Here is a 14,347-nt window from a genome sequence, read left to right as displayed (position 1 = left end):
CCGAATCATCCCGCCCCGGCGGCTGGTCTTGAGTATTGAAACGACGCGTGGGCCATGCCGAGGAATTAATTCGATTGCGCTTAAGTGCGCCGCTTTATAAGCGCGCGATGAACTCGTCAATCGTCGCAAGGAACGCATCCGAACCGGCGACGGCTCCGCTATTACGCTCAAGCGCGGCGCGTCGTCGAGGAGAGTCCGGCGTCGCGTAATCGCGCACCGCCTGCAGCCATCCCCGGCCATCGAGCGGATCGACATAGTCGATCGCTTGGCCGCCAACCTCCCGGAACGCCTCGATGTCCGAGGCGACGACCGGCGTGCCCGCCGCGAGCGCTTCGGCGACGGGCAGACCGAAGCCTTCGGCGAAGGAAGGCATCAGCAGGGCGCGCGCCCCGGCAAGCAGTCGGCGCAGTCCCGGCGTCGACAGTCCGCCAGCCTCGATGACATGCGGACGCAAGGCGACGCTCCGCTCCAGCATTTCGATGACGGCGCCGTTGAGCCAGCCGCGCTTGCCGACGATAACGAGCTTTGGCGGCGCAGTATCGCGCGCCAACTCGCGCCATGCGTTGAGCAGGGTGAGATGATTTTTTCGCGGCTCGATTGTGCCGCAGACGACGAAATAATTGACGTCTTCGAGCGCTGCAGGAGGCGCCGCGGGCGCCAAAAAGAGGGGCGAAACCGGCAGGCGCGCGACACAAACGGGCAGCTCCGGCCTTCCGCTGTCAGCGGCGTATTGGCGAAGGCGCTTGGCGAGCGCATGCGATCCAACGACGGCGCCTGCGCCATAGCGGCAAATGTTGCTCATGCGCCTTGGATGCAGCATCGCTTCTCTTGCGCGAAAAAACTCCGGCGCCTCGATCGGAAGGAGGTCGTGCACGAAGAAGACGGGCTTTATGTCCGGTCGCGCTGTGAGCCAGCGCACATACCAGCTTCGATCGATGAGAAACTGCGTGACGTTGAAATAGACCGCCCCCCGGGGCGCCTCGCGCAGCGGCCGACCTAGATGAGGCGCCCAACGGCGCATCGCGCGCCAATTCTGCTCAATGAACAAGAGATCGGGCGCTCTTCTCGCCCGCGTCGGCAAGCTGCGCGCAGAGTCTCTTGATTGGAGCGCTGCGACAACCCTGCGATAGACGTCGTCCTCCTCGGCGTCGCAGTCTTCGCGCCAAAGAGCTTCGATTCCGTCGATCGTCTCAAGCGCGCGATCAGGGTCGGCGAGTCGGGGGCCGATCGCCGTGCAAATGAGTGCCCCGCGCGCGCGCGCCTTTTGCGCGAGGAAATGGCGGGCGAGAGCGAAGTCGACGCGATCAATCCCGTTGGGCGCTGCGTTCAGCGCGCGAGTCACGATCCGCGTGACGTCATAAACGACCGGCCTGCGCGCCGCGTCAGACGGCGGCGTCAATTTCGGCACTTCGTCTCGTCCTGACGACATCGCCAGACCTCAATCGCGTCATTGGCTTCTCGCACCGCGCGTTCCGTTTCTCTTTCGAGACACTCCCGGTAACGAAACACCATTCGTCTGAAGAGCTGCACTTCTTCGTCGCAGGCGGCCATCGCCAATGCGGCGACGGACCTCTCGATGCAGGCGGGACGCAACGGCGGCGCGCAGTAGGTAAAGCCGCGAAAGGCTTGCGCGGCAAGGAGCGGCGCGTGCGAGAGGAGAGCGGCCGCGGCCGCAAGCGCCGCGCGTCTTATGCTCTTCGCGGAAGGCCGCACGAAACTGCTCCAACTCTATGCGCGCCGGCCGGCGAACCAGCGCACGGCGTCGGCCACGGCGTCGGCCATCGGCCGCGTCTTGTAGCCGAGGGCGCGGCGCGCCTTGGAATCGTCGAAAAACATCCGCTTTGCGGAAAGCCGCAAGCTTTCACGGTTGAGGAACGGCTCCGAACCGGCGAAGCGCGCGACAAGTTCATTGGCGCAAGCGAGCGGGATGAGCGGCCAACGCGGCAGCTTCGTCCACGGCGGCGGCCGCCCGGTCACACGCGATATCTCTATAAGGAGATCCCGCAACGTTAGATTGTCGCCGCCGAGAATATAACTCTCGCCGATTTTGCCGACGCTCATCGCCGCGATGTGGCCGTCGGCGACGTCATCCACATGAACGATGTTTAGTCCGGTGTCGACATAAGCGGGCATCCCGCCGCGCATCGCCTCGCAGACGATCCTTCCGGTCGGCGTCGGTCGCACGTCGCCGGAGCCGAGCGGCGCCGAGGGACACACGATGACGGCCGGCAGCCCTTCGTCTCTGATCATTTGTTCGACCAGCCGCTGCGAAAGGATTTTGCTGAGCTTGTATGCGCCGATGGCGCGCTCGGGCGTGAGCCGGTTGGATTCGGTGCAAGGCGCCGAGTCGGCGTCGAGAGTGGCGACGCTGCTCGTATGCACCACGCGCGCGACTCCCGCGCGTAGAGCTTCTCGCATGACGATCTCCGTACCGGCGACATTGACGCGCATCACGGGTTCGGGATCAGGAGCCCAAAGGCGATAATTGGCCGCAAGATGAAAGAGCGCAGAGACGCCGGCCATGGCGCGCCGGACGCTATCACGGTCAGTCACGTCGCCTTCGAGGACCTCACAATCCGGCGGGACATTGTCGCGCGGGCTCGATCGGCGCACGAGCACGCGCACAGCGACTCCTTTTGCGCGCAGCCGCTTGACGACAGCGCCGCCGATGAATCCGCTCGCGCCGGTGACGAGAACCGTTCCGTTGGAAACCATGCCCATTCCTGCCTCAGCGCCGGGCTCTCAAGAAGCGCCGGAACCAAGTCGCCGCCCATTGCTGCGGAATCGACAGGGCGCGCGCGATGTCCAAAAATTTGGCGCCAATTGAGGTCGAGTCGGACCGTCGGTTGGTCTGCGAGCGCCTTAGCCGGCCGCAGACTCCATCAAACTCTGTTCTTCCACTTCTAGTGGCGATGGCTCTTGCGTTGCTGTCGCCGGCTGGAGCGATGCGATGGTTTCGCGCTCTTCGCGCTGCAGCCGCATAAGGTCCTTCCGGATGACGACCACGAAGCCCAGAAAAGTTAGTGCGGATAGGCTGCCGATGACGATGTCGAGCACCGCGAAGCCGTAAGCCTGCGCCGTCGCGACGCTTGGACCGAGCCAGGCAGCGAAAAGCGCCCAGCACGCGACCAGAATGCGAAATTCTGTCGCACCCATGCCGCCGTATGAAAGCCGATGCACGCTCTCGGTCACCACCCTCAAATAGGTGTAGGAGCTCATCAGCAGGTAGAGCGAAAGCACCAGGAGCGATGAGGCGACAGTGAAAAAGGGCGACACGCCGAGTCCAACGATGATCAACGTTTGAGCGATGAGGTCCGACGAATGGTCGATGAAGTAGCCATAATGGGGCCGCTCGATCGAACGGTACCGCGCCAGCGTGCCATCGAGAGAATCGCCAAACCAATTGAGAAACAGGCCCAAAACGACAAAGGAGAGAAAACCGTCCGACCAGTGACAGGCGACAAAGCCGAGGAGAGTCAAAACGGCGCCCACCAATCCAATCGCGGTCAAATGGTCGGGAGTCGCCCCGTGCGGCAGACGCCGCGCCAGGGCCGACAGCGCAGCGCGCTCCTTGAGCGCGAGAAAACTTTCGTTGATCCGCTGATTGGCCACTACAAACCCTCAAAAGCGTTCAACACGTCAGCGTCGTCCCGACTTTCGACGACGCTCAGCGAACGATCGCATATGGACAGTCATGTTACGCATGAAGCAGGCAAAACCATGACTTATTCAGAACTTAACCGACATTGACCTCAATCAAAGGCTCCAGCAATTTCCGCGCCGGTCGCGATGGAATCCTTATCCCTCACTTCAAGAAGCTGCTGACCGCGATGCCCTGGACCGCCGGTTGCCCAACCATATTGACGAGCTGCACAACCTTGCTGACGTCGGCGAACGGCGCGTTGCTGACATACAGAATGTCTTTGTCGCGCATGGCGAAACGCCGCGCTGCAAATAGCGCCGCGGGTTCGCGTAGATTGAGGTGATAGGCGACAGGCACCAGGCCGCGCTCAAGCAGGCTCGGCGCGACACTGGGAAATTCGCGCGCAACGACCGCCGGCTCGTAGCGCAGCACAAACACGCCGTCGGGGTCGGCGCGAGAGTCGGTCAGGCCGCCCGCCTTGCCGATCGCCTCTTCGAGCGTGATGCCGCGCGCGTCAAATGGCTCGACGGCATTGGCGCCGGTCGCGCCAATAACCGTATAGGTCTGCGGCGTACGTTCAACGGTGAGTATGTCGCCCGGCCGCAAATAGATGTCTTCGCGGGGATTGGCGAGCAGCGCTTGAATGGGCGCCCGCGCGGTGCGGTTGCCGCGAGTCAAGGTCACGAAAGTCTCATGAACGGGCGAACGATAGCCTCCGGCCGCGGCGATAACGTCCATCACGCGGTCGCCGCGCAGGCTCAGAGGAACGCGCGCGCCATTGGCGACCTCGCCGGTGACCGTGACCGTGTTGGTGATGTTGCGGGTGACGTTGACCACGGCCTGCGGTTCAATCGCCTTGCCGCGAAGCCGCTCGATGATCGCGGACTCGACCTCTTGCTGGCTGCGGCCAGCGACCTGGACGCGGCCGGCGTAAGGAACGGTGACCGAACCGTCCCGTCCGACGACCTGGTCCGGAATTGCGGCCGATCGCGAACCGGGGCTCATCCGATCAGCGACGGTCGACGAAAACAGCCCGCCTGATGCGGCTTCCCAAACCGTTATTTGAATCGAGTCGCCTACGCCGATCGTTTGGCTGCCGGCCGGCCTGTAATCGCCGAAATAGCCGCGAAATGTAGACGGCGCTCGGCGCGCCAGCGCATTGAGGGAATTCCCGTCGATCTCGACAAGCGCGAAGCTAGGCTCGCCGCTGGTCAGACTCGGCGTCACACTCTCTACGATGTCCTTGCGAGTCGGACCCGACGCCGGAAAGATCGAGCAGCCCTCTAGCAGCAATCCGAGAGCGAGCGCGAGGCAGAGGCGTGATGGGAGGGGAATGGCAATCTTCAAAGTCGCTCCAATATGGGCCCGCCGGCGCGAATTTCTGAATACACAGAAGCCGCCCTCCCAGAGACGCCGGGAGCTTGCGTGTGCAAAGGCAATATGCCGGCTATGTGGCCGAAATACCACCAGTTTTATCCCCGATCGTAAAAATTTTACCAATGTGTTTGGATGGTTAATCGAACTGAGAGAATCGTCGTTTTTCAATTAGTTTTGTCAAACGTTCTCAGTGAAAGCGCGCGAACGCGAGCATCGGGGAGACGCTCGAAGTCAGTCGCGCTGTGGGGCCGCCCTTCCACGCCATGAAACACGAAAACGCCTTCAGACGTCACGACCAGATCGCTATAGCGAAGGGTCGGATCGTTGAGGACCGCGGAGAACGGCTCCAACGAGGTCGGCGCGCCATCGTGCGTTGGCCGTCCCGCGCGAAGCTCGGATGCCGCGCGTGCGGCGAAGGCTTCATAGCGCTGCCTCGCCGCTTCGACTTTCAGACGCCAGGCGGAAAGAGCGGCTGGCGCGTCGCTCGCCTCAAGGACCGAAAGAGAAGGGGAGCCGGAACCTGCGCCCGCGCTTGTCCCAACGGCTCCAAGCAAAATTCCAATGACTGTGTTCGTCAGGAAAGCAGCGCGCATGAAAGGAAAATGCGCCCGCTTGACGAAAGTTCCGCATCTCTCTTCTGGTCTACTTGTCTCTGCTGCGCGCCGCGGGCGCCGATGCGGCGATCTTGCGTCCATCCTTGAAAAGCTTGCCACAAAGGCCGAGGACCGCCACCAACGCCAAGCCAATAACCGCAACGTCGATCGCCGGCAACGGATCGCGCCGACTTTCCGGAACGCCGAGCGCAATTGCGGCGAAGGGCCAGAACGCCAGGAGAATGCGAAACTCCGTTACTCCGAGACCAATGTAGGCCATTTGCTGAAGATGGCGCGTCGCAGCGCGAATGTAGCCATAGGATGAGAACAGCAGATAGCAGACGAGCACCGCAGCAGCAGCGCGCAGCGTCAGAAACGGCGAAAAGCCATAGGCGACGATGAGCAGTATGTGCGAAAAAAGTTCGGAGACGTGGTGCGCCATGCCGGAGCCCGGCAGTTCGCCGCCGCGCAAGCGCGCAAGCGGAAGATCCACCGTCAAGCCATACCAATTCACGAGCATCGCCGGCGGGGTCAGCCAGACCAGTTCAGGCCATGAACCGCAGCCCACCAGCGCCGCCGCCGCCACTGCGGCGCCAGCCGCGCCGATCATCGACAGATGCGCCGGCGCGATCCACGCGGGCGCGGCGCACGCCATCCTTTGGGCCAGGCGCTGTTCGGCGGCATAGAGGAAGCTCTGGCCCCGACCGGGCGCGCCGCCAAACAGCCGATTGGCCATTTCGCCGAGATTCATGCCGCGCAGCCCTTCTTTTACGAAGCCGAAAAAACGGCGCCCCAGCCGTCGACAATCTCATCCTATTGAAATCTACCCGCTTGCGGCGTTGGCGCAAGTCGTCGATGATCTCCAGCCCGCGCCGCTTTGCAGCTATCTCAGCGAAATCCCTCAAAACTTTGGCGAAGATCGCCGGCGCCGCGGAAAGAGAGCCGAGCCGATCCCCTTGGCGTTCTGCGATTCTGGAGCTCCTCATGCTTGAAAAGATCGTCGTTTCGAGCGACCAGGGCGTGCTGCGGCTGCTGATCAATCGGCCCGAAAAGAAGAACGCCCTCGACCGCGAAATGTATCGCGCATTGATCGCGACGCTCGAAGCGGCGGCCAGTGACGAGGCGGTGCGGGCCGTCGTCTTCGCCGGCGCCGGCGGAAATTTCAGCGCCGGCAACGATCTTGCCGACTTTCGCGACTTCGCGGCGAGCGCCGAGCCCTTTCCGGCGCTGACGTTCATTCGCGCCACGGCGGCCTTCGACAAGCCGCTCGTCGCCGCCGTGACCGGCGACGCCGTCGGCGTCGGAACCACCCTTCTCTTTCATTGCGACCTCGTCTATGCGAGTCCCGACGCGCGCTTTAAAATGCCTTTCGTCGATCTCGCCCTGCCGCCGGAGGGCGGCGCGAGCCTGCTGATTCCGCAGCGCTTCGGCATGGCCAAGGCATCCCAATATCTGCTGCTCGGCGACGGCTTCGACGGCGAGGAGGCGTTACGGCTCGGCCTGGTCAACCGCGTTGCGCCCGCGGAAGCGGTCCTCGATCTTGCGATGGACGCCGCGCGTCGCCTGGCGGCGAAGCCGCCGCAAGCGCTTCGCATGGCGCGACGGCTGATGCGCGGCGACCGGAAGGACATTCTGGCGCGCATCGACGGCGAGGCGGCGCTTTTCGCCCAAGCGCTGACATCGCCGGAGGCGCGGGAGCGTTTTGCCGCTTTTTTCGCATCGCGGTCGGGTTAGCCTTCAACGCGACGCGACCTTCGCCGCTTGCGTTGCGGACGGGCTTTCCCCAAATAGCATGTTGGACATACGCGTCTGCGCCGCTGAGGGCGGGCGCTCACATGGGCTCATCGGAAAATTATGCGCGATCCTTACGACGTTCTCGGCGTGGCCAAATCGGCGAGCCCCGCCGATATAAAAAAGGCCTATCGCCAGCTCGCCAAGAAGTTCCACCCCGATCGCAACAAGGACGACGCGAAAGCCAAGGAACGGTTTTCCGAAATCAACTCCGCCTATGAGATCGTCGGCGACGAAACGAAAAAGGCGCAGTTCGACAAGGGCGAGATCGGGCCGGACGGCAAGCCACGCTTCACTGGCTTCGAAGGCTTCGGCGGCGGCGCTGGTCCCGGCGGCTTCAGCCGAGGCTGGCGCACGGGCGGCGGCGCGCCCGGCGGCGACCAGCATTTCGAATTTCACTTCGGCAACGAAGCGCCCGGCGGCGGACGCGCAGGCTTCGACCCGTCCGACCTCTTCGCCGATCTCTTCAGCGGCGGCGGGCGCCGTCGCGCCGGACCGCAACCGACTCGCGGCGACGACGTCGCCGCTACCGCCACAGTGCCGCTCGAGACGGTCGCCCACGGCGGCTCGGCGCGAGTCATTCTCCCGAGCGGACGCACGCTCGAAGTCAAAATCCCGGCCGGGGTGGATGACGGCCAGCAGATCCGTCTGCGCGGCCAGGGCCAGCCAGGCTCAATGGGCGCCGAGCCCGGCGACGCCATCGTCACCGTGAAGGTCGCCCCGCATCCCTACTTCAAAATCGACGGCCGCGATCTGCGGCTCGAGCTGCCGGTGACCGTTTATGAGGCCGCGCTTGGCGCACGCGTTGAGACCCCGACGCTTGACGGCAAGGTCGAGCTGACGATCCCCCCGCACTCCAATGGCGGTCGGGTGCTGCGGCTGCGGGGCAAAGGACTGCCGGCTTCGGAAGGCAAGATCGCCGGCGATCTATACGTTTCCTTGAAAATCATGCTGCCGGAAACATCATCCGATGCCCTTGACGCGCGGATGCGCGAATGGCGCGACGCCGATCGCTATGATCCGCGCGCCAAAATGTCATGAGTTCAGCTTCTATCTCGCCTCGGCAGGCGCCGTGACCACCGCCGCGGCGGCCGCTTCCGCCGCCGCCTGCATGGCGTCCGGCGGCAAGGCGCCGACAAGCACGAAGGCGAAGCCGCCGGCGCGCCACTCGATGACCGAGACCCCTTGCCCGCGCTGGCCCGAAGGCGCGACAACGGCCTCGGCGCGCTCGAAATAAAGACCAACGCGCGCGCCGTCGTCGCGCTCATAGACGAGAAAGGCCGCGGGGCTGGCGACGCCCGGCGTGACGCGTCCGCCAAGCAGCCGCAGCCCGACGCCGCCCAAGTCGGGCGCGCGCGAAAAGCCGACCCGCTCCTGAAGCCAGGCGAGAAGTTCGCCGCGCCGGCCCGCGTCGATCTCAACGGGCCGCGCGTCGAGAATGTAAGTGGCGTAGGTCAGCCCGGCTCTTGCCGCATAGCTCGTGGCGGCCGTGGTCAGCGTCGGACGCTGCGCCGGCGGCCGGCTCGCCACGAAGAGCAGCGCCGCAACCGCGACTGCCGCGCCGGCGACGAGCGTGACCAGCGTCGAGGCAAGCGCCTGTCGCCGGCGGCTGGCGCGGATTTCGTCGAGCTTACGCGCTGGTCGCGGCGCCGCGCCGGGGCGCCCCCAGTGGATTGCGCCGGTCTCGATCGGCCCCTGACCGGCTGGCGGCGCCGGCGGACGCGCCGCCGCTTCTCGGAGCGACAGCGGCGGCGTCTCCAGCGCCACCGGCTCGAAAGCGGCGCGCAACGCAGCGTTCTGCCGGCGCCAGCCTTCAACGAGCGCGGCGTCCTCGGGATGTTGCAGCAGATGATCCTCGACCTTGCGCCGCCGCTCGGGGTCGAGTTCGCCGTCGACCAGCGCGTGCAGGTCGGCTTCTTCGATCAGCGCCGAGGGCGTCATGGGGCTACTTCACGACTCGCAGATGCGCGGCGGCGCGCCGGCCGCCTTCAAGCGGCGCGACCGGCCGCAGCCCTTCCGCGCCGAGCGCGCCGCGGGCCCGCATCAGCCGCGCCAGCGCAGTTTCTCGAGTCGCGCCGACGATGCGCGCCGCGGCGTCATAGCCAAAGCCCTCCAGCGAGACGAGCAGCAGCACGGCGCGCTCGTCGAAGCCGAGACTTGCGAGCCCGTGAACGATCGTCGGGTGGCGCGACGCCGGACCAGGCGGGTTCGCGAGTTTTTTCTCGGCGAGCGCGACAAGCGTCGCATAGGTTTCGATTCGCGCTTCGGCGAGATCGGCCGGGCGCAGGTCGCGCGCGCGGATACGCGCGCCGACCGATTGCAGCGCGCTTTGCAGAAGATCGTCGGCGATCGCCTGGCCTGCGCCGGCGCAGAGCGCGCGCGCATAACGCCGCAGGGCGGGAGTCGCTCCGCCCAGACCCGCTATGATATCGGCCCTTCTGCCCATGCGGCGCGCTCCGCTCGCTCTTGTCGCTTGTTTGCGCGGCCAGTGACGTTTCCTATCAAATGATAGGGCAAACCCGCGCGATTGGCTATGCTTGCCGCGATTCGCGCGCGCTTTTTCGCCGGCCCCAACGCTTTGGAGCGAGGGTTTCCTTTGCGCCCAAACCACGCTAAAGGGCCGAAGCCGCCGAGCAGATTTCACGCCCAGGAAATAGACACGCATGACACAGCAAGCTGCGCCCGCCGCCCTTTTCGCCGGACTGCTTAAGGGAAAAAAGGGGCTCATTCTGGGCGTCGCCAATAATCGCTCGATCGCCTGGGGCATCGCCAAGGCCTGCGCCGACGCCGGCGCCGAACTCGCGCTCACCTATCAGATCGAGGCGCTGGAAAAGCGCGTGCGGCCGCTCGCCGCCGACATCGGCGCGACTGTCGTCGGGCGCTGCGACGTCGCCGAGCCGGAGACGATGGACGCCGTCTTCGCCGAAATCGAGAAGCTTTGGGGCCGGCTCGATTTCGTCGTGCACTGCCTCGCCTATTCCGACAAGGACCAGCTCGACGGGCGCTATGTCGAGACGACGCTGGAAAACTTCCAGATGTCGCTCAACATCTCCTGCTACTCCTTCACCGCGCTGGCGCAGCGCGCCGAGAAGCTGATGACCGACGGCGGCTCGCTGTTGACGCTCACCTATTACGGCGCCGAGAAATGGATGCCGCATTACAATGTGATGGGCGTCGCCAAAGCGGCGCTGGAGGCGTCGGTGCGCTATCTCGCCGCCGATCTCGGCGTGAAGAACATTCGCGTCAACGCGATTTCGGCAGGGCCGATCAAGACCATGGCGGCCTCGGGCATCGGCGACTTCCGCTACATCCTACGCTGGAACGAATATAATTCGCCGCTGCGCCGCGTCGTGACGATCGAGGAAGTCGGCGAGACGGCGGTCTATCTGCTGTCGCCGATGGCGCGCGGCGTCTCCGGCGAAGTGCTGCATGTCGACGCCGGCTATCATGTCGTGGGCATGATGAATCCATCAGCCGCGCCGAAAATGGCCGATCTGCTGGCGCTGCTGCCACAGCAGAAGTGAGCCGCTGCGTCATGCCCGCGCTTGTCGCGGGCGTCCACGCCGAGCGGAATGTCTTTCCAGCGCTCGAACAGATCGCTAAACTTGCGCCATGACGAAACTGCTCGAACAGGCCTTCGAGGCGGCGCGCAGCCTCCCGCCTTCCATGCAGGATGAGGTGGCGCGCGTGATCATGGCGATGACGGGCGAAGAGACACCGGCTGTGCAGCTCACCCCCGAAGAAGAAGCCTCGTTCGAGGAATCGCTGGCGCAGGCCGAGCGCGGCGAGTTTGCGACCGACGATCAAATTCGGGCCATCTGGGCGAAGCATGGGCTGTGAAGCTTCGCTACACGCTCCGCGCCACCGCTGAACTCGACGAAATTCTATCTTTCATTGACGAACGTTCGCCGCAGGGCGCACGCAGCATCAAGGCCCGAATTCAGGCGATGACGGCTCTCCTCTTGCGGCATCCGCAAGCGGGTCATCCGACCAGCAAAAAAAGCGGCCTTCGCCGCATGGTCGTCTATCCCTACCCATATCTGATTTTCTATCGCGCGACAGAAACCGAGATCATCATTCACGGCGTACGCCACAGCGCTCGCCGGCCATCTCCCCCGAAAACGGAGGACTGAAATGCTCCAAGCCGCCTCACGAGCCGGCCAGATTGGCATGCGCGGCGCACGAGCGCGCCCCTCACACCCTCGCGGGCTTCCCCACCACCGTCACCAGCAGGTCGCCGTCGCCCAACAGCCGCTTCGCGCCGCGCAGACAATCCTCCATCGTCACCGCGGCGATCCTGCCATTGCGCTCATCGAGGAAGCTCGGTTCGAATCCGTCGAGCTGCAGATTGACGAGCTGGCTCGCAACCTTCGTCGAGGTGTCGAAGCGCAGCGCATAGGAGCCGATGAGGAATTTCTTGGCCTTATCCAATTCATCCTCGGTCGGACCTTCGGCGACGAAGCGCTTGAACTCTTCCTCGATCACGCCGATCGCTTCGCCGGCGCGTTCATTCTTCGTCGCGGCGGCGCCGATCAGCATCGGGCAATGGTCATATTCATTGAGATGCGAATAGACCGAATAGGCCATGCCGCGCTTCTCGCGCACCTCGCGAAAGAGCCGCGAGGTGAAGGTGCCGCCGCCCAGAATGTGATTGGCGACGACGACGGCGTAGTGGTCGGGATCGTGCTTGCTGATCGACGGCCGCCCAAAGCGGATCGTCGATTGCGGCACGTCGAGATTGACGATTTTGCGCGCGCCGACATTGGCGACCGCGATCTCCGGCACGGGCGCGAGATCGTTTTGCAGCGCAAGTCCGCCGAAGGTCGCGTCGATGAGTTCGGAGAGATTGCCGGCGTTGATCGCGCCGACGACGCCGATCTTGAGGTCGCGCCGCGCAAACAGCCGTTCGCGCAGCGCGATGAGGTCTTCGCGCGACAGCGTATCGATCGACGCAAGATCGCCGCGCACCGGACGTCCGTAGGGATGGTTCGGAAAAGCCGCTTCGCGAAAAGCTTTCGACGCAACCGAGTCGGGATCATTGGCGTCGCGCTTCAATTCGGCGGCAAGCTGGCTGCGCACGCGCGCGACGTCGCCGGCCTCGAGCCGCGCGTCGTTGAGCGCCAGTTTCAACAGGCCGAAAGCCTTGTCGACGTTGCGCGAGAGAGTCTGCAGATGGCCCGAGATCGCGTCGCGGTCGGCACCAAAGCCGAGATGAATCGCGAGCTCGTCGATGACGCGATGAAAGCTGCGCGCGTCATAGGGGCCGGCGCCCTCGTCGAGCGTCGCCGCGAGCAAAGTGGCGAGTCCGGGCTTTTCGGCAGGATCCTGCGACGCGCCGCCGCGAATCGCGAATTCGAGCGCGACGAGTGGCACGGCGTGGCTTTCGACGAGCCAGACCTCCAAGCCGCCGGGCGTCATGATCCGCTGCACATGTTCGGCGCGGGAGGCGATGGTGACGGCGGGCGCGTGAGCGGTCATTTGCTTTCCTAATGTGGGATCGGCAGTCGGTCTTCCGCTATCGGATCGGGCGTCGGCCGACAGCCGACCGCCTCATGCAGATATGCGTCTCAGGCCGGAAGCAGAAATCCGGTGACGGCCCGGCGCCTGTCGAGCCATTTGCGCGCGGCGTTTTGCACGTCCGCGGCGGTCACCTTCTCCATGCGATCGGGCCAGGCGACGACGTCCTCGATCGTGAGGCCGGTGGCCAGCGCCTCGCCATACCAGCGGGCCAGCGAGGCCTGGCTGTCCTGGGCGTAGACGGCGTCGGCGATGAGACGGGTCTTGGCGCGCTGCAGATGTTCGGCGTCGATCGGCTCTTCTCCGAAACGTCGCAGCACGCGATCGATCGCATCGTCGAGCTCTTCGAGCGTAACGCCCGGCGCAGGCGTCGCATAAACCCATAAGCGCGTGTCGTCGACGGCGGAGCCCATGTAATAGGCGCCGGCGCCGACCGCGACCTGCTCCTCGACGACCAGCGTCTCATAGAGCGCGCTCGTCGGTCCGCCGCCGAGCATGTAGGCAAGCGTCTCCAGCGCCTCGGCTTCGCCGGGCGCGGCGGTGCTGTAGGACGGCACCAGATAAACCTGCTCATGCGCCGGCTGCTCGACCTTTTCGTCGCGCAGAGTCACCAGACGATGGGCGCGGTGCGGCGGCTCCTGGGTGCGAGCGCGGCGCGGGGCCGCGGACCGCGCCGGAATCTTGCCGTAAGTCGCCTTGGCGAGACGCTCGACTTCATCCGCCTCGACGTCGCCGGCGACGATGAGAATGGCGTTCTCGGGGGTGTAGAAGCGCTCGTAATAAGCGAGCGCATGGGTGCGATCCAGCCCCTCGATCTCGTGATTCCAGCCGATGATCGGCGTGCCGTAGGGATGATGCGCGAAGAGCGCCGCCTGCACGGCTTCGTCGAGCTGCGCCGAAGGATCGCTGTCGGTGCGCATGCGGCGCTCCTCGAGCACCACGTCGCGCTCCGGATCGACGACCTCGTCGGTCAACACCAGATTGCGCATGCGGTCGGCTTCGAACGCCATCAGCGTCGCGAGATGCTCCTTGCCGATGCGCTGGAAATAAGCGGTGTAATCGTAGCTGGTGAAGGCGTTCTCCTGCCCGCCGAGTTCGGCGACAAGATTGGAGAATTCGCCCTGAGGATGATTTTTCGTGCCCTTGAACATCAGATGTTCAAGGAAATGGGCGATGCCCGACTGGCCGAGCGGATCGTCGGCGGCGCCGTTCTTGTACCAGACCATATGCGTGACGACAGGCGTTCGCGCATCCGGGATGACGACGACCTCCATGCCGTTATCGAGCGTGAAGCTCGTTATGCTCGCGCGCGCAGGCTCCGGCGCGGCTGCGCCGGGCGCAAGCGAAACGGCTGACGCCTTCGTCTCAAATGACATGAACGGCCTTTCCCGCGGCCGCGGCCGCGTCGTCGGAGAATGGTTTCTCC

Annotated in this window: 15 protein-coding genes; 5 read left to right on the top strand and 10 right to left on the bottom strand. The window is 64.6% G+C overall.

Features of this window, described 5'->3' with window-relative positions; translation table 11 throughout:
• Positions 1-94: 94 nt before the first annotated feature.
• The 6 genes from QZ964_RS12570 to QZ964_RS12545 form a co-directional block, all read right to left on the bottom strand.
• Positions 95-1,408, bottom strand: coding sequence for a glycosyltransferase family 1 protein (locus QZ964_RS12570; RefSeq protein ID WP_292532003.1), 1,314 nt, complete (start codon positions 1,406-1,408; stop codon positions 95-97).
• Positions 1,396-1,713: a hypothetical protein gene (locus QZ964_RS12565; RefSeq protein ID WP_292532002.1), complete on the bottom strand. Its 318-nt coding sequence runs from the start codon at positions 1,711-1,713 to the stop codon at positions 1,396-1,398. The genes QZ964_RS12570 and QZ964_RS12565 overlap by 13 nt, the downstream gene beginning before the upstream one ends.
• A 15-nt stretch (positions 1,714-1,728) precedes the next feature.
• A complete protein-coding gene (gene hpnA / locus QZ964_RS12560; protein WP_292532001.1) occupies positions 1,729-2,715 on the bottom strand; it encodes a hopanoid-associated sugar epimerase in 987 nt (328 codons plus the stop codon).
• Positions 2,716-2,862: 147 nt separating this feature from the next.
• On the bottom strand, positions 2,863-3,612 hold the full coding sequence (locus QZ964_RS12555) for a CDP-alcohol phosphatidyltransferase family protein (RefSeq protein ID WP_292532000.1): 750 nt from the start codon (positions 3,610-3,612) through the stop codon (positions 2,863-2,865).
• Positions 3,613-3,805: 193 nt separating this feature from the next.
• On the bottom strand, positions 3,806-4,990 hold the full coding sequence (locus QZ964_RS12550) for a polysaccharide biosynthesis/export family protein (RefSeq protein ID WP_292531999.1): 1,185 nt from the start codon (positions 4,988-4,990) through the stop codon (positions 3,806-3,808).
• A gap of 672 nt (positions 4,991-5,662) precedes the next feature.
• A complete protein-coding gene (locus tag QZ964_RS12545) occupies positions 5,663-6,364 on the bottom strand; it encodes a hypothetical protein (protein WP_292531998.1) in 702 nt (233 codons plus the stop codon).
• 233 nt (positions 6,365-6,597) lie between these two features.
• On the opposite strand from QZ964_RS12545, the gene QZ964_RS12540 reads away from it, so the two are divergent.
• Entirely contained in the window at positions 6,598-7,347 is a 750-nt protein-coding gene (locus tag QZ964_RS12540; RefSeq protein ID WP_292531997.1) for an enoyl-CoA hydratase-related protein, read from the top strand.
• Positions 7,348-7,467: 120 nt separating this feature from the next.
• Entirely contained in the window at positions 7,468-8,445 is a 978-nt protein-coding gene (locus QZ964_RS12535) for a J domain-containing protein (protein WP_292531996.1), read from the top strand.
• A gap of 9 nt (positions 8,446-8,454) precedes the next feature.
• On the opposite strand, the gene QZ964_RS12530 is transcribed toward QZ964_RS12535, so the two are convergent.
• Complete coding sequence (locus tag QZ964_RS12530) at positions 8,455-9,345, bottom strand: anti-sigma factor (protein ID WP_292531995.1); 891 nt, start codon at positions 9,343-9,345, stop codon at positions 8,455-8,457.
• A gap of 4 nt (positions 9,346-9,349) precedes the next feature.
• Positions 9,350-9,850 carry an RNA polymerase subunit sigma-70 gene (locus tag QZ964_RS12525; RefSeq protein WP_292531994.1) on the bottom strand — a complete coding sequence of 167 codons (501 nt, stop codon included), beginning with the start codon at positions 9,848-9,850 and terminating at the stop codon, positions 9,350-9,352.
• Between the two features lie 217 nt (positions 9,851-10,067).
• On the opposite strand from QZ964_RS12525, the gene fabI reads away from it, so the two are divergent.
• From fabI to QZ964_RS12510, 3 genes are all read left to right on the top strand, one after another.
• Positions 10,068-10,928 carry an enoyl-ACP reductase FabI gene (fabI, locus tag QZ964_RS12520; RefSeq protein WP_292531993.1) on the top strand — a complete coding sequence of 287 codons (861 nt, stop codon included), beginning with the start codon at positions 10,068-10,070 and terminating at the stop codon, positions 10,926-10,928.
• Positions 10,929-11,016: 88 nt separating this feature from the next.
• The gene (locus tag QZ964_RS12515) at positions 11,017-11,244 is read left to right on the top strand and encodes a hypothetical protein (protein WP_292531992.1); all 228 of its coding nucleotides are present in this window, start codon (positions 11,017-11,019) and stop codon (positions 11,242-11,244) included.
• Positions 11,241-11,537, top strand: a complete 297-nt coding sequence (locus tag QZ964_RS12510; protein ID WP_292531991.1) for a type II toxin-antitoxin system RelE/ParE family toxin — start codon at positions 11,241-11,243, stop codon at positions 11,535-11,537. The genes QZ964_RS12515 and QZ964_RS12510 overlap by 4 nt, the downstream gene beginning before the upstream one ends.
• Before the next feature lie 61 nt (positions 11,538-11,598).
• Here QZ964_RS12510 and QZ964_RS12505 read toward each other — a convergent pair whose 3' ends face one another.
• Positions 11,599-12,882 carry a pitrilysin family protein gene (locus QZ964_RS12505; protein ID WP_292531990.1) on the bottom strand — a complete coding sequence of 428 codons (1,284 nt, stop codon included), beginning with the start codon at positions 12,880-12,882 and terminating at the stop codon, positions 11,599-11,601.
• An 89-nt stretch (positions 12,883-12,971) separates the two neighbouring features.
• Positions 12,972-14,297 carry a pitrilysin family protein gene (locus QZ964_RS12500; protein ID WP_292531989.1) on the bottom strand — a complete coding sequence of 442 codons (1,326 nt, stop codon included), beginning with the start codon at positions 14,295-14,297 and terminating at the stop codon, positions 12,972-12,974.
• Positions 14,298-14,347: the final 50 nt, after the last annotated feature.

The organism is Methylocystis sp. (genome assembly GCF_021731785.1).
Classification (GTDB): domain Bacteria; phylum Pseudomonadota; class Alphaproteobacteria; order Rhizobiales; family Beijerinckiaceae; genus Methylocystis.
This window is presented reverse-complemented; position numbering and strand designations above follow the sequence as displayed.

Excerpts from the sequence above, each read along its gene's own strand:
- QZ964_RS12545 (WP_292531998.1), bottom strand. The coding sequence starts at position 6,364 with ATGAATCTCGGCGAAATGGCCAATCGGCTGTTTGGCGGCGCGCCCGGT.
- QZ964_RS12515 (WP_292531992.1), top strand. The coding sequence starts at position 11,017 with ATGACGAAACTGCTCGAACAGGCCTTCGAGGCGGCGCGCAGCCTCCCG.
- QZ964_RS12540 (WP_292531997.1), top strand. The coding sequence starts at position 6,598 with ATGCTTGAAAAGATCGTCGTTTCGAGCGACCAGGGCGTGCTGCGGCTG.
- QZ964_RS12530 (WP_292531995.1), bottom strand. The coding sequence starts at position 9,345 with ATGACGCCCTCGGCGCTGATCGAAGAAGCCGACCTGCACGCGCTGGTC.
- QZ964_RS12505 (WP_292531990.1), bottom strand. The coding sequence starts at position 12,882 with ATGACCGCTCACGCGCCCGCCGTCACCATCGCCTCCCGCGCCGAACAT.
- QZ964_RS12500 (WP_292531989.1), bottom strand. The coding sequence starts at position 14,297 with ATGTCATTTGAGACGAAGGCGTCAGCCGTTTCGCTTGCGCCCGGCGCA.
- QZ964_RS12525 (WP_292531994.1), bottom strand. The coding sequence starts at position 9,850 with ATGGGCAGAAGGGCCGATATCATAGCGGGTCTGGGCGGAGCGACTCCC.
- QZ964_RS12535 (WP_292531996.1), top strand. The coding sequence starts at position 7,468 with ATGCGCGATCCTTACGACGTTCTCGGCGTGGCCAAATCGGCGAGCCCC.
- hpnA (WP_292532001.1), bottom strand. The coding sequence starts at position 2,715 with ATGGTTTCCAACGGAACGGTTCTCGTCACCGGCGCGAGCGGATTCATC.
- fabI (WP_292531993.1), top strand. The coding sequence starts at position 10,068 with ATGACACAGCAAGCTGCGCCCGCCGCCCTTTTCGCCGGACTGCTTAAG.